Source organism: Methylobacterium oryzae, from assembly GCF_021398735.1.
Lineage (GTDB): Bacteria > Pseudomonadota > Alphaproteobacteria > Rhizobiales > Beijerinckiaceae > Methylobacterium.
Map to the genome: position 1 here is coordinate 843,147 of NZ_CP090349.1, position 13,287 is coordinate 856,433.

At 73.1% G+C, this 13,287-nt stretch carries 10 protein-coding genes; 7 read left to right on the forward strand and 3 right to left on the reverse strand.

What is annotated here, in order from left to right; translation table 11 throughout:
* Window positions 1-152: 152 nt before the first annotated feature.
* Window positions 153-1,412: a D-amino acid dehydrogenase gene (locus LXM90_RS03935; protein ID WP_020091062.1), complete on the reverse strand. Its 1,260-nt coding sequence runs from the start codon at window positions 1,410-1,412 to the stop codon at window positions 153-155.
* Window positions 1,413-1,420: 8 nt separating this feature from the next.
* Window positions 1,421-2,554 carry an alanine racemase gene (gene alr, locus LXM90_RS03940; RefSeq protein WP_234081809.1) on the reverse strand — a complete coding sequence of 378 codons (1,134 nt, stop codon included), beginning with the start codon at window positions 2,552-2,554 and terminating at the stop codon, window positions 1,421-1,423.
* A gap of 147 nt (window positions 2,555-2,701) precedes the next feature.
* Between alr and LXM90_RS03945 the strand changes: the two genes are divergently transcribed.
* From LXM90_RS03945 to LXM90_RS03975, 7 genes are all read left to right on the forward strand, one after another.
* Window positions 2,702-3,151: an Lrp/AsnC family transcriptional regulator gene (locus tag LXM90_RS03945; protein ID WP_192710968.1), complete on the forward strand. Its 450-nt coding sequence runs from the start codon at window positions 2,702-2,704 to the stop codon at window positions 3,149-3,151.
* A gap of 13 nt (window positions 3,152-3,164) precedes the next feature.
* Window positions 3,165-4,406, forward strand: coding sequence for an amidohydrolase (locus LXM90_RS03950; protein ID WP_234081811.1), 1,242 nt, complete (start codon window positions 3,165-3,167; stop codon window positions 4,404-4,406).
* Window positions 4,403-5,311 carry a LysR family transcriptional regulator gene (locus LXM90_RS03955; protein ID WP_234081813.1) on the forward strand — a complete coding sequence of 303 codons (909 nt, stop codon included), beginning with the start codon at window positions 4,403-4,405 and terminating at the stop codon, window positions 5,309-5,311. Before LXM90_RS03950 ends, LXM90_RS03955 begins: the two co-directional genes overlap by 4 nt.
* 101 nt (window positions 5,312-5,412) lie before the next feature.
* Entirely contained in the window at window positions 5,413-6,297 is an 885-nt protein-coding gene (locus LXM90_RS03960) for an NAD(P)-dependent oxidoreductase (RefSeq protein WP_234081814.1), read from the forward strand.
* On the forward strand, window positions 6,297-7,835 hold the full coding sequence (locus LXM90_RS03965; RefSeq protein WP_234081816.1) for an aldehyde dehydrogenase family protein: 1,539 nt from the start codon (window positions 6,297-6,299) through the stop codon (window positions 7,833-7,835). Before LXM90_RS03960 ends, LXM90_RS03965 begins: the two co-directional genes overlap by 1 nt.
* A gap of 218 nt (window positions 7,836-8,053) precedes the next feature.
* A complete protein-coding gene (locus LXM90_RS03970; protein ID WP_234081818.1) occupies window positions 8,054-9,424 on the forward strand; it encodes a DUF3100 domain-containing protein in 1,371 nt (456 codons plus the stop codon).
* A 78-nt stretch (window positions 9,425-9,502) separates the two neighbouring features.
* Window positions 9,503-10,657 (forward strand): M20 aminoacylase family protein, encoded by a 1,155-nt coding sequence (locus LXM90_RS03975; RefSeq protein ID WP_020091054.1) that lies wholly within the window; start codon window positions 9,503-9,505, stop codon window positions 10,655-10,657.
* A 61-nt stretch (window positions 10,658-10,718) separates the two neighbouring features.
* Here LXM90_RS03975 and katG read toward each other — a convergent pair whose 3' ends face one another.
* Complete coding sequence (gene katG, locus LXM90_RS03980) at window positions 10,719-13,037, reverse strand: catalase/peroxidase HPI (protein WP_020091053.1); 2,319 nt, start codon at window positions 13,035-13,037, stop codon at window positions 10,719-10,721.
* Window positions 13,038-13,287: the final 250 nt, after the last annotated feature.

Here is a 13,287-nt window from a genome sequence, read left to right on the forward strand (position 1 = left end):
GAGTCTTGCTCAACGCACGGTCGGATCGCGTTCGGGGCGATACCGGGCAGAGTTGTGCTGGTGCGCCACGGCACGCGCTGCGCAGCGCGACGGCGGTTCAGTGACCGGGCGACGGGGAGTCGGACCGGTCAGGGCCGATCCGGCCGGCCGGCTCACGCGGCGTAGCGGTCGAGGGCCAGATCGTCGCTCGCGATCTCCGGCGCCCGTCCGGACACGAGGTCGGCGAGCAGGCGGCCCGATCCGCAGGCCATCGTCCAGCCCAGCGTGCCGTGACCGGTGTTGGTGAACAGGTTCCCGACCCGCGTGCCCCCGACGATCGGCGTGCCGTCCGGCGTCATCGGCCGCAGGCCGGTCCAGAACGCGGCTCGGTCGAGGTCGCCGCCGGCCGGGAACAGGTCCTGCACCGAGCGCGCGAGGGTCTCGCGGCGCGGCAGGCGCAGGGCGCTGCTGAACCCGGCGAGCTCGGCGGTGCCGCCGACGCGGATGCGGTCGCCGAGCCGGGTGATCGCGACCTTGTAGGTCTCGTCCATCACCGTCGAGACCGGCGCGGCCGCCGGATCGGTGATGGGGAGCGTGAGCGAGTAGCCCTTCACCGGGTAGACCGGCAGGGCGATCCCGAGGGGGCGCAGCAGGGCCGGCGTGTAGCTGCCCAGCGCCGCCACGTAGGCATCCGCCCGCAGGAGGTCGCCGTCGGCGGTCTCGACCGCCGTCACCCGGTCCCCGGCGTGATGCAGGCGCGCGATCGCCGTGCGGTAGCGGAAGGTGACGCCGAGGCCCTCGCAGATCGCGGCGAGGCGCTGCGTGAACAGGTGCGCGTCGCCGGTCTCGTCGCCCGGCAGCCGCAGGCCGCCGACGAAGACGCCGCGCATGGCGGCGAGCGCCGGCTCGGCACTGACGCAGCCGGCCGGGTCCAGCACCGTGTAGGGCACGCCGTAGGCGTCGAGGACGCGGGTGTCGTCGCCGACATGGTCGAGCTGCTTCTGCGTCCGGAAGAGCTGGAGCGTGCCCTTCTCCCGGTGGTCGTAGGCGATGCCGGTCTCGGTGCGCAGGTCGCGCAGCGCGTCGCGGCTGTACTCGGCGAGCCGGACCATGCGGCCCTTGTTCCGCTGGTAGGCCTCCTCGGTGCAGTTCGCGAGCATGCGCGTGAGCCACGCGTAGAGGCGGGGCTCGAGCCGCGGCCACAGCACCAGGGGGCGGTGCCGCATCATCAGCCACTTGAGCGCCTTCACGGGGATCCCGGGCGCCGCCCAGGGGGCCGAGTAGCCGGGCGAGACCTGCCCGGCATTGGCGAAACTGGTCTCCAGGCCGGAGCCCGGCTGGCGCTCCAGCACGGTGACCTGATGGCCGGCCCGGGCGAGGTAGTAGGCCGAGGTGACGCCGACGACGCCGCCGCCGAGGATGAGGACGTGCATGGCGGGCCTCAGGCTCCGAGATAGACGCGGTGGAAGCGGTGGCCGAGGCTGGTCAGGACCTCGTAGCCGATCGTGCCGGCCGCGGCCGCGACGGCGTCGACGTCGCGCTCCGGCCCGACGATGTCGACGAGCGTCCCCGGCCCGAGGGTGCCGGGGGCCACGTCGGTGACGTCGAGGACGAGGCTGTCCATCGAGACGCGCCCGACCACGGGCAGCCGGACGCCGCCGAACCACGCCGCGCCGCCCGCCGTGCTGCGGAAGAACCCGTCCGCGTAGCCGATCGCGACCGTGGCGAGGCGGCTGTCCCTGTCGACTCGGGCCGCGTGGCCGTAGCCGACCGGCGTCCCCGCCGGGACGCTGCGCGTCTGCATCACCCGGGCCCGCAGGCCGATCACCGGCCGCATCGGGTTCGGCGCGCCCTCCTGCGGCGCGATCCCGTAGAGGGCGGCGCCGGGGCGTACCATGTCGAAGTGGAAGTCCGCACCGAGGAAGATCCCCGACGAGGCCGCGAGGCTCGCCGGCACCGTCGGCAGGTGCTGCCGGACCGCCCGGAAGACGGAGAGCTGCGCCGCGTTGACCGGGCTGTCGGGCTCGCCCGCGCAGGCGAGGTGGCTCATCACCAGCCGCAGGTCGAGGCCCGCGAGGGCGTCCGGCCGGTCGAAGAGCGCGCCGACCTCCTCCGGCGCGAGGCCGAAGCGGGCCATGCCGGTATCGACCTGGAGGATCGCCGGCAGGCGCCGCGCGCGCCGCCGGGCCAGGCCCTGCCAGCCGCCGAGCTGGGCCAGGTCGTTGAGGACGGGCACGAGGTCGTGGTCCGCGCAGGCCGCCTCGCTGCCCGGGGCGGCGCCGTTGAGCACGGCGATCACCGCGCCGGGGCCGAGGATGGACCGGAGGGCGACGCCCTCGCCGACCTGGGCGACGAAGAAGTGCCGGCAGCCCGCGGCGGCCAGGACCGGCGCGACCCGGTCGGCGCCGAGGCCGTAGGCGTCCGCCTTGACGACGGCCGCGCAAGTCGCCGTCCCGGCTCGCGCGGCGAGCAGGCGGTAATTCTCCGCGACGGCCGCGAGATCGATCGTGAGGAGGGCGGAGGCCGTCCCGGCCGGGCCCGCATCGGGCCGGAGCTCGCGGTCGATCATGCTCATGGCGGCCCTCGGAACGGCGCTCGGATGCAGTGCCGGAAGGCTACACGAAGGATCGTCGAACGAGCGTGCATCCTGTCGAAGGGATTTGAGTTTCGAGCTTGGCCGTGAAAATATCTGCGGCCAGTTCGAAGATCCTGCGAGGCGCGCGTGGACGCGATCGACCGCCGCATCATCCAGGCCCTGCGCGGCGACGGCCGGATCAGCAACGCGGATCTCGCCGCGGCGGTCGGCCTGTCGGCGTCCGCCTGCCATCGCCGCGTGCGGCTGCTGGAGGAATCCGGCGTCATCCGGGGCTACACGGCGCTGATCGGCGGCGCGGTCGACGGGCCGGGCCTCGTGGTCCTCACGCAGTTCACCCTGGACCGCCAGACCGAGGACTATCTCAACCGGTTCGAGGCGGCCGTGCGGCGCTGTCCCGAGGTGCAGGATTGCTATCTGATGACCGGGACGGCCGACTATCTCGTGAAGCTCAAGGTGATCGACGCGGCCGACTACGAGCGGCTGCACAAGGATGTCCTGTCGCGGCTGCCGGGAGTCGCCCGGCTGCAGTCGAGCTTCGCGATCCGGACCGTCGTGGCCGCCGGCCGGCCGCTCTGAAGGGAGCCCCGCCATGACGCCGAGCACCGAACCGCGCGGGGACGCCCCCTGCGACCTGCGCCTCCACGACGCCGCGCTCGCCGAGGGAAGCCGGGTAACGATCGATATCCGGGGCGACCGCGTGGCGGCGCTGCGGGATCCCGGCGCGCCGCTCCCGCCCGCCGGCCGCACGATCGATCTCGGCGGCGCGCTGCTGCTGCCGGGCCTGTCGGACGGGCACGTCCATCTCGACAAGTGCCTGCTCGGCCTGCCGTGGCGCCCGCACGCGGCGGCGGGGTCCGTCCGCGCGATCATCGAGGACGAGAAGGCGTTCCGCCGCACCACGCGGATCCCGCTCGCCGAGCAGGGCGCCGAGGCGCTGCTCGAACGCATGCTCCGCGGCGGCACGACCAGCCTGCGGACCCATGTCGACGTCGACGACGTCACGCGGCTCGACCACCTCGCCCAGATCCTCGACCTGCGGGCGCGCTGGTCCGACCGCCTGCAGATCCAGATCGTCGCCTTCCCGCAGAGCGGGATCCTGGGTTGCCCGCCGGTCGCCGACGACCTGGACGAGGCCCTGCGGATGGGCGCGGACCTCGTCGGCGGCCTCGATCCCGTCGGCATCGACGGAGACCGCGACGGTCACCTGGACATCGTCTTCGCCCTGGCCGAGCGGCACGGCAGGGGCATCGACATCCATCTCCACGAGGGCGGCGCGGCCGGACTCGCCACGATCGCGGCGATCGCGGCCCGGACAGCGGCGGCCGGGCTCGGCGGGCAGGTCACGATCAGCCACGCCTTCGCCCTCGCTGAGGCCGACGACCTGGAACTCGGCCGGATCGCCGAGGCCCTGAACCGGGCCGGCGTCGCGATCCTCAGCAGCGTGCCGGGCGGGGCCCGATGCCCGCCGATCCCGCGGCTGCGCGCGCTCGGCGTCCCGGTCTGCCTCGGCACCGACAACGTCCGCGACTGCTGGAATCCCGCGACGGTGACCAGCATGGTCGCCCGCGCCCAGCTCGCCGCCTACCGGTTCGACCTGCGCACCGACGCGGACCTCGCGGCGTTACTGGCGCCGATCACCGCCGTCCCGGCGCGGGTGCTGGGCCTCGGTCCGGGCGCGGTGGCGCCGGGCACGCGGGCCGACCTGATCGCCTTCGCGGCCGGCGGCGTGCCGCAGGTGATCGTCGAGCGCCAGGAGCCCGTGCTCGTCGTGGCGCGGGGCGCCGTCGCGGTCGACCGGCGCGGCGCGGCCGCAGGAGCCCCGCTACCGTGAACGACCGCGCGCTCCGCTACCTGCTGGCCGTCGTGCGCGCGGGCTCGGTCCGGGCGGCCGCCGAGGTCCTGAACGTCGCCGCCTCGGCGGTGAGCCGGCAGATCATCGAGCTGGAGGCGCAGGTCGGCGAGACCCTGCTCGAGCGCCTGCCCCGGGGCGTGGTCCCCACCGAGGCCGGCCGTCTGGTCGCCGAGCACGCGCAGCGGCAGGCCGACGAGGCGGCCCTGCTGGAGGACCAGCTGAAGCGCCTGCGCGGGGTGCAGCGGGGCACGGTCAGCCTGCGCTGCGGCGCCGGCTTCCTGATCGACCTCCTCGACAACGCGCTGGCCGGCTTCGCGCAGGACCATCCGGGCATCGCCTATCAGGTCGAGATCGGCACGACCGACGGGATCCTCGCGGCGATCGCCCGGGGGGACGCGGATATCGGCCTCGTCTACAACCCGCCCGCGCACCCGGATGTCCGCGGGATCGTCTCCGCCCGGCAGCCGCTCCTCGCCATCCTGCCGATGGGGCATCCCCTCGCCGACGGGGCGGCCCCCGTCCCGCTGCGCAGCTTCGCCACCGAGCCCGCCGCCCTCCTGCCCCCCGACCACGGGGTCCGGCAGCTGATCGGCCGCGTCGAGGCCGACGGCGGCTTCCGGCTGGTGCCGCGGCTGGAGACGGCGTCCTTCGAGCTGCACCGCCGCTTCGTGATGGCCGCCATGGGCGTCGCGTTCCTGCCCCGCTTCGTGGTCGCGGCCGAGCTGCGCGACGGCCTCCTCGCGGCTTTGCCGCTGCGCGACGCGATCCTGTCGGAGGCGAGCGCCCACCTCGTCGTCCGCGCGGGGCGGCGCCTGCCGGAGGGCGCGGCGCGGTTGCTCGGCTGGCTGGCCGACCACATGGTGGCGTTCCGGCCGCCGACCTGACGCGAGCGTGCTGAATTTCCGCACGGAACGTGCAGAAATCGGCTGTTGTCGCAACACTCGATTGCCGGAATTATCGTGCCGCTTCGTGAGGACGGATCGGCATGACCATCGCAACGGTAGGGGTCGTCGGGCTCGGCAACATGGGTCTGGGCATGGCCGCGACCCTGGCCCGCAAGGGCTTCGCGGTCCTGGGCTACGACCTCAGTCCGGCCCGGCGCCCCGCCGCCGAGGCGGCCGGCGTCACCGTCCTCGACGCCCTCAACGACGTGCTCGGCCGGGCCGACGCCCTGGTGTTCTCGCTGCCGCTGGCGCGGGACGTGGAGGCGGTGGTCACCGCGGAGGGCGGGCTCCTGTCCCGGACCGACTGGAAGGTCGTGGTGATCGACACCTCGACCTCGGATCCCGGCACGACCCGGCGCCTCGCCGAGCGCCTCGCCGCGGCCGGTCACGCGCTCCTCGACGCCCCGGTGAGCGGCGGCCCCTCCGGCGCCGCCGCGGGCACCCTGACCATGATGATCGGCGGGGCCGCGGCGGATTACGAACTGGCCCGGCCGGTCCTGGAGGCGATGTCGGCCCGCGCGCCGCATGTCGGGCCGTCGGGCGCCGGCAACATCGTCAAGCTCGTCAACAACCTGCTGGTCGCGGCCCATCTCGTGACCACCGGCGAGGCCCTGCGCCTGTCCGAGGCCGCGGGCCTCTCGGCCGAGGAGGCCGTCAAGGTCGTTAACACCGCCACCGGCCGCAGCGCGATCAGCGAGGTCATGGTCCCGCGCTGGGTCCAGTCCGGCACCTTCGACAGCGGCTTCTCGGCCGGCCTGATGCGCAAGGACGTGCGCCTCGCCCTCGAACTCGCCGCAGAGTGCGGGATCGACCTGCCGCTCTCCGCCGAGGTGAAGCGGATCTGGCAGGCGACGCAGGCCGCCATCCCCGACACGGCCGACTTCACCCGCATGGCCGATTACCGCGATCCCAAGGGAGCCCACTGATGTCCGGCACGCCGCACTCGCCCGCCGCCGACCGGGTCGCCGCCCTCCTGGCCGACCTGCTGCCGGGCGGCCGCATCGGCAGCGTCGTGGCCGGCGAGATCCTCGCCGGGACCGGCGCCGCCCTCGATCTCACCAACCCCGCCGACGGCGGCGTGCTCGCGACCTTCGCCGATGCCGGGCCGTCGGTCGTCGAGGCCGCCATGGCGGCGGCCCGGGACGCCCAGCGCGCGTGGTGGAGCATGAGCGCCGCCGCCCGCGGCCGCGCGATGTGGGCCGTGGCCGCCCTGGTCCGGCAGCACGCCGGCGCGCTCGCCGAGCTGGAGACCCTCTCGGCCGGCAAGCCGATCCGCGACACCCGCGGCGAGGTCGCCAAGGTCGCCGAGATGTTCGAGTACTACGCCGGCTGGTGCGACAAGCTGCACGGCGACGTCATCCCGGTCCCGACCTCGCACCTGAACTACACCCGCCACGAGCCCTTCGGCACCGTGGTGCAGATCACGCCCTGGAACGCCCCGATCTTCACGGCGGGCTGGCAGATCGCGCCGGCCATCTGCGCCGGCAACGCCGTGGTGCTGAAGCCCTCCGAGCTGACGCCCCTGACCTCGCTCGCCCTCGGCCTGCTCTGCGACCGCGCCGAGGGGATGCCCCGCGGCCTCGTCTCGGTGCTGGCGGGGGCCGGCCCGACCACCGGCGCCGCCGCGGTCGCCCATCCCGAGACCCGGCTGGTCGTGTTCGTGGGCTCGGCCGAGGCGGGCGCGCAGATCGCCGCCGCGGCGGCCCGCGCCATCGTGCCGAGCGTGCTGGAGCTCGGCGGCAAGTCGGCCAACATCGTGTTCGCCGACGCCGACCTCGACCGGGCGCTGATCGGCGCGCAGGCCGCGATCTTCGGCGGCGCCGGCCAGAGCTGCGTGGCGGGCTCCCGGCTCCTCGTGCACCGCTCGATCCACGCGTCCTTCGTCGAGCGCCTGTCGCGCGCCGCCGCGCGCATCCCCGTGGGCGCGCCGACCGACCCGGAGACGCAGATCGGCCCGATCAACAACCGGCGCCAGCGGGACAAGATCGCCGACATGGTCGAGGCCGCCGCGGGGGCGGGGGCCACGATCGCGGCGGGCGGGGCCTGCCCCGCCGCCTTGCGCGACACGGGCGGCTTCTACTACGGCCCGACCATCGTGGACGGCGTCGCGCCGGACGCCGCGATCGCCCGGGAGGAGGTGTTCGGCCCGGTCCTGGCGGTCCTGCCGTTCGACGGCGAGGACGAGGCGGTCGCGCTGGCCAACGGCACGCCCTACGGCCTCGCCGGCGCGGTCTGGACCAGCGACGGCGGGCGCGGCCATCGGGTCGCGGCGGCTCTGCGGGCCGGCACCGTCTGGGTGAACGGCTACAAGACCATCAACGTGGCCTCGCCGTTCGGCGGCTTCGGCCGCTCGGGCTTCGGCCGCTCCTCCGGCCAGGAGGCGCTGATGGCCTACACCCAGACCAAGAGCGTCTGGGTCGAGACCGCCGCCGCGCCGGCCGTGACCTTCGGCTACGTGGGCTAGAGCGCTACCCGACCGCGGACCGACAGACTGACGGGCGCGCGGCGCGGGCTCGGACAGCGCGACGGTCCCCCTCTCCCGTGCGGGAGAGGGGACCCGCGCTCCATCCGGCTCGGGCACGCCCCTCGGCGTCGTCCCGCGCAGAGATCAACGACAAGCCGGCGATCAAGACCGGCAGGCAGAGCAACGGGCAGCCCCGAGGGGGGCCAAGGAGGATGACGATGGCGGGGGAACTGTTTGCGACGAACACGCGGCCGGTCGCGCCGCCCGTCTCGGGCGGGGGTAAGCTGACGCTGTTCCTGCTCGCCCTCGTCATCGTCGTCATCGCGGAGGCGATCGGCAACGTCAGCATCCCGGTGGGCGCCGGCAAGATCGTGCTGCTCCCGCTGCTCTGGGCCCTGCTGCTGGGCGGCGCGCTGGGGCTGATGAGCCCGCGCCTGCCCGCGCCGCTGCGGCTGTCGGGCGCCCTGCAGAACGCGGCCGGCGCCTACCTGCAGCCGGCGCTCCTGATCTTCATCGCCAAGCTCGGCCTGCTCGTCGGCGGCTCGCTGCCGAAGATCCTCGCCTCGGGCTGGGCCCTGGCCTTCCAAGAATTCGGCCACTTCTTCGGCACGATGGTGTTCGGCCTGCCGGTGGCGCTCCTGCTCGGCATCAAGCGCGAGGCGATCGGCGCGACCTTCTCGGTCGGCCGCGAGCCGAGCCTCGCCATCATCGGCGAGCGCTACGGCATGGACTCGCCGGAGGGGCGCGGCGTGCTGGCCGAGTACCTGACCGGCACGGTGTTCGGCGCGGTGTTCATCGCCCTGCTGGCCGGGCTGATCACCAGCCTCGGCATCTTCAACCCGCTGGCGCTGGCGATGGGGGCCGGCGTCGGCTCCGGCAGCATGATGGCCGCCGCCTCGGGGGCGATCGCGGCCCAGCAGACGCCGGAGGTCGCCAAGGACGTCGCCACCTTCGCGGCGGCCAGCAACCTCGTCACCACCACGATCGGCACGTACTTCACCCTGTTCCTGTCGCTGCCCTTCACGATCTGGGCCTACGGCAAGCTGGAGCCGATCCTCGGCCGCAACCGGCCGGACGCCGCCCGCCCGGCGGCCGCCGACCCGCAGGCGCCGGCCCATCAGCCGGCTCACGAGGAGGTGAGGATCGGCCTCGGCGAGACCGTGCTCGCCTGGATCCTGATCGGCGCCTACGGGCTCATCGGCAACTGGCTGACCTACGGAATCGTCCCGGACGCGCAGGTCGTCGCCGGGATGGCGATCATCATCGGCACCGTGCTCGCCGGCTGGGGCCTCTACCTGCTCCTCGGCCGGAAGCTGCCCGCCGTCCTCTGGGTGTCGATCATCGGCATGGCGCTGACCTATCCCGGGACGCCCTACGCGGCCGAGATCGCCGCCCTGACCGGCAAGCTCAACTTCCTGGCGCTGGCCACGCCGATCCTGACCTTCGCGGGGCTCTCGGTCGCCAAGGACGTGCCCGCCTTCCGACGCCTCGGCTGGCGGATCGTCGTGGTCTCGTTCATGGCCAATGCCGGGACCTTCCTCGGCGCGGCCCTCATCGCGCAGTTCTTCATGCACCCACCGCTGGGGTGAACCGCCGCGCCGATCGGCGTAGGGTCCGGGCGGGGGATCGAGGCGCTTCGGCAGCCTCCCGTATCTGAGAGAGATCGCATGCGCATCGAGGCGGAGACCGTGGAGCGGATGGTCGCGTGGCGGCGCGACCTGCACGCCCATCCCGAGCTGGCCTTCCAGGAGGTCCGCACGGCGGATCTCGTCGCCCGGGAACTGGCCGCCTGCGGCCTGTCGGTGAAGACCGGGCTCGGTCGCACCGGCGTGGTCGGGACCCTGAGCCGGGGCGACGGCCCGACCATCGGCCTGCGCGCCGACATGGACGCCCTGCCGATCCAGGAGGCGACGGGCGCTGCTCACGCCTCCCGGACGCCCGGCGTGATGCATGCCTGCGGCCATGACGGCCACGTGGCGATGCTGCTCGGCGCGGCCCGGCACCTCGCGTCGCGCACCGACCTGTCCGGGACGGTCCACTTCATCTTCCAGCCGGCGGAAGAGTGCGAGGGCGGCGGGCGCGCCATGGTCGAGGACGGCCTGTTCCGGCTGTTCCCGTGCGATTCCGTCTACGGCCTGCACAACTGGCCGGGTTTGCCGCTGGGGACCTTCGCGACCCGGGTCGGCGCCATCATGGCCTCCCTCGACACGTTCGAGATCGCGGTCGCCGGGTTCGGCACCCACGCGGCCATGCCGGAGCGCGGCACCGACACGCTGGTGGTCGCCTCCGAAATCGTCCTCGCTCTGCAGACCATCGTGAGCCGCCGGATCGCCCCCACGGACCCGGTCGTCCTCAGCGTCACGCAGATCCACGGCGGCGACGCCTACAACGTCATCCCCGAGCGCGCGGTCATCCGCGGCACGGTCCGCTGCCTGGACGAGGCCGTGCGCAAGCGCGTGGCCGAACTCGTCGAGGCGATCGCGGGCGGGACGGCCGCCACGCACGGCGCCCGCGCGGAGGTGGACTACCGGTTCGGATACCCCGCCACCGTCAACACCGCCGACGCCGTCGGCACCGCCCTGGAGGCGGCCGGGGCCGTCCCGGACATCACCGCGCGCCGGGGCGAGGTCGGCCCCTCCATGGCGTCGGAGGATTTCGCCTACATGCTGGAGGCCTGCCCCGGCGCCTACGCGTGGATCGGGACCGACGGGACGCGCAAGAGCCTGCCGCTCCACAATCCGGGCTACGATTTCAACGACGAGGCCCTGCCGGTCGGCGCCGCCTACTGGGCCGCGCTGGGGGCGCACAGCCTCAGGCCGTGACGCGGCGCGCACCCTGAGAGATCGCCCGCGCCGGAGGCGCGGGCGATCTCGTTGGCGGCCATCAGGCCGCCATCGGCCCGTAACGCCGGTGACCCTTCACGTCGAAGCGGTCGAGCATCATGACCTTGTCCCAGGCCTTGACGAAGTCCGCCACGAAGCGCCGCTGGCCGTCGCTGCCCGCGTAGGCGTCGGCGATGGACCGGAGCTGCGCGTTCGACCCGAAGACGAGGTCGCTGCGGGTCGCCTCGAACTTCGTCTGCCCGCTCGCGCGGTCCTTGAGCGTGAAGGTCATCCCCTCCGCATCCGCCTTCTCCCAGACCAGATCGACGTCGGTCAGGTTGCGGAAGAAGTCGGTCGTCAGCGCCCCGACCCGGTCGGTCAGGACGCCCCGGCTCGACCCGTCGTGGTTGGCGTTGAGCGCGCGCAGGCCGCCGGTCAGGACGGTCCATTCCGGGGCCGTCAGCGTCAGCAGGTTCGCCTTGTCGAGGAACATCTCCTCCGGCGAGACGCTGCGCGTCATCTGCCCGAAGCCGTCGTCGACGTAGTTGCGGAACCCGTCCACCACCGGCTTCAGCCACTCGAACATCTCGAGGTCCGTGAGCGCCTGGGTCGTGTCCACCCGGCCCGGCGTGAACGGGACCGGCGTCTCGACCCCGGCATCGCGGGCCGCCTTCTCCACGGCGACGCAGCCGCCCAGCACGATCAGGTCCGCCAGCGAGATCTTCTTGCCGTCGCTGCGGCCGCCGTTGAAGGTCGCCATCACGCCGCGCAGGGCCTCGACCACGGGCGCGGCCCGCCGGTTGACGGCCCAGTCCTTCTGCGGCGCGAGGGCGAGGCGGCCACCGTTGGCCCCGCCGCGCTTATCGCTGTCGCGGTAGGTCGAGGCCGCCGAGAAGGCCGTGAAGGCGAGATCCGAGACCGACAGGCCCGTGCCGGAGATCGCCTGTTTCAGCGCGGCGATCTCCGCCTCGCCGACGAGGTCGTAGTCCCGCTCGGGCAGCGGGTCCTGCCACAGGAGCCCGTCCTCGATCACGACCTCCGGGCCGAGGTAGCGGTGCTTCGGACCCATGTCGCGGTGGGTAAGCTTGTACCACGCCTTGGAGAAGGCCTGGGTGAAGGCGTCGAAGTCGTTGAGGAACTTCTCGCAGACCTTGCGGTAGTCGGGATCGACCTTCAGGGCGATGTCGGACGTCATCATCATCAGCGGGTGCATCTGGCCGGCGACGTGGGCGTCCGGCGTCCTCGGCGCGGCGGGATCCTTCGGCGTCCACTGCAGGGCGCCCGCCGGGCTCTTGGTCTGCTCCCACTCGAACTTGAAGAGGTTCTCCAGGTAGGCGTTGTCCCACTGCGTCGGATCGGGCGTCCAGCTGCCCTCGATGCCGTTGGTCATCGTGTCCTTGCCGGAGCCCGCACCCTTCGGGTTGTGCCAGCCCAGCCCCATCGCCTCCATCGGCGCCATCTCGGGCGGCGGCCCGATCTCCTTGGCCGGCACCATGCCGTGGCTCTTGCCGAAGGCGTGGCCGCCCGCGATCAGCGCCACGGTCTCCTCGTCGTTCATCGCCATGCGGGTGAAGGTGATCCGGATGTCGCGCGCGGAGGCCAGCGGATCGCCGCTGGCGTAGGGGCCCTCCGGGTTCACGTAGATCAGCGCCTGGTGCGAGGCGGCCAGCGGGTTCTCGAGGTCGTAGTCTGCGTCGCCGTTCTTGCCCCGCCAGCGCTTGTCGCGGTTGACCATGTCGTCGAAGCTCGAGACCGAGCCCATCTCGACGACCTCCGGTCCCCAGTAGGTCGCGTCGTCCGCCTCCCAGGCGTCGAGGCGGCCGGCGGCGAAGCCGTAGGTCGGCAGGCCCATGATCTCGAGGGCGCAGTTGCCGGTGAGCACCATGAGGTCGGCCCACGACAGGGCGTTGCCGTACTTGTGCTTGATCGGCTGCAGGAGGCGCCGCGATTTGTCGGTGTTGCCGTTGTCCCACCAGCTCGAGATCGGGGCGAAGCGCTGCATGCCGGTGCCGGCGCCGCCGCGCCCGTCGGCGATCCGGTAGGTGCCGGCCGAGTGCCAGGCCATGCGGATCATCTGCGGGCCGTAATTGCCGTAGTCGGACGGCCACCACTCCACCGACGAGGTCAGGAACTGCTTGATGTCGTGCTTGAGCGCGTCGAAGTCGATCTTGGCAAACTCGGCCGCGTAGTCGAAATCCGGGCCCAGGGGATCGGCCGCCAGCCCGTTCTGGTGGAGCACTTCCACCCGCAGGCGGTGGGGATACCAGTTCTCCAGTGTCGGCCGGTTGCCGTGGGCGCCGCCGATCCGGTCGCCGCCGAACGGACACTGGCCTGCCATGTGAAACGACGTCGTGTCCGTCTTGTCGATCGTCTCGCTCATCGGGTGGTCCCCCTTGGTGTTGCGCGACGGCCGGGCGTGCGGGGCCCGGACGTCGAAGGCGGTGGGCGGTGCAGGCGGTCCGAACCCTCAGGCGATTCCCGTCGCGCTCGAGACTCGTGACGAAATGAGGCGGTCTCCGGCTGGATCAAGCGCGGGGCGTCGAAGTCTTGCCGGGCTTGCGGTGGAGGCTCCCGCAGAGACCGCGATGACGTTGTCGCGATCTGCCCTGTCGCCGCCGTCGCGGAGAGCC

Coding starts and splice junctions, on each gene's coding strand:
- LXM90_RS03975 (WP_020091054.1), top strand. CDS start 9,503: ATGCGCATCGAGGCGGAGACCGTGGAGCGGATGGTCGCGTGGCGGCGC.
- LXM90_RS03935 (WP_020091062.1), bottom strand. CDS start 1,412: ATGCACGTCCTCATCCTCGGCGGCGGCGTCGTCGGCGTCACCTCGGCC.
- alr (WP_234081809.1), bottom strand. CDS start 2,554: ATGAGCATGATCGACCGCGAGCTCCGGCCCGATGCGGGCCCGGCCGGG.
- LXM90_RS03965 (WP_234081816.1), top strand. CDS start 6,297: ATGTCCGGCACGCCGCACTCGCCCGCCGCCGACCGGGTCGCCGCCCTC.
- LXM90_RS03960 (WP_234081814.1), top strand. CDS start 5,413: ATGACCATCGCAACGGTAGGGGTCGTCGGGCTCGGCAACATGGGTCTG.
- LXM90_RS03970 (WP_234081818.1), top strand. CDS start 8,054: ATGGCGGGGGAACTGTTTGCGACGAACACGCGGCCGGTCGCGCCGCCC.
- LXM90_RS03950 (WP_234081811.1), top strand. CDS start 3,165: ATGACGCCGAGCACCGAACCGCGCGGGGACGCCCCCTGCGACCTGCGC.
- katG (WP_020091053.1), bottom strand. CDS start 13,037: ATGAGCGAGACGATCGACAAGACGGACACGACGTCGTTTCACATGGCA.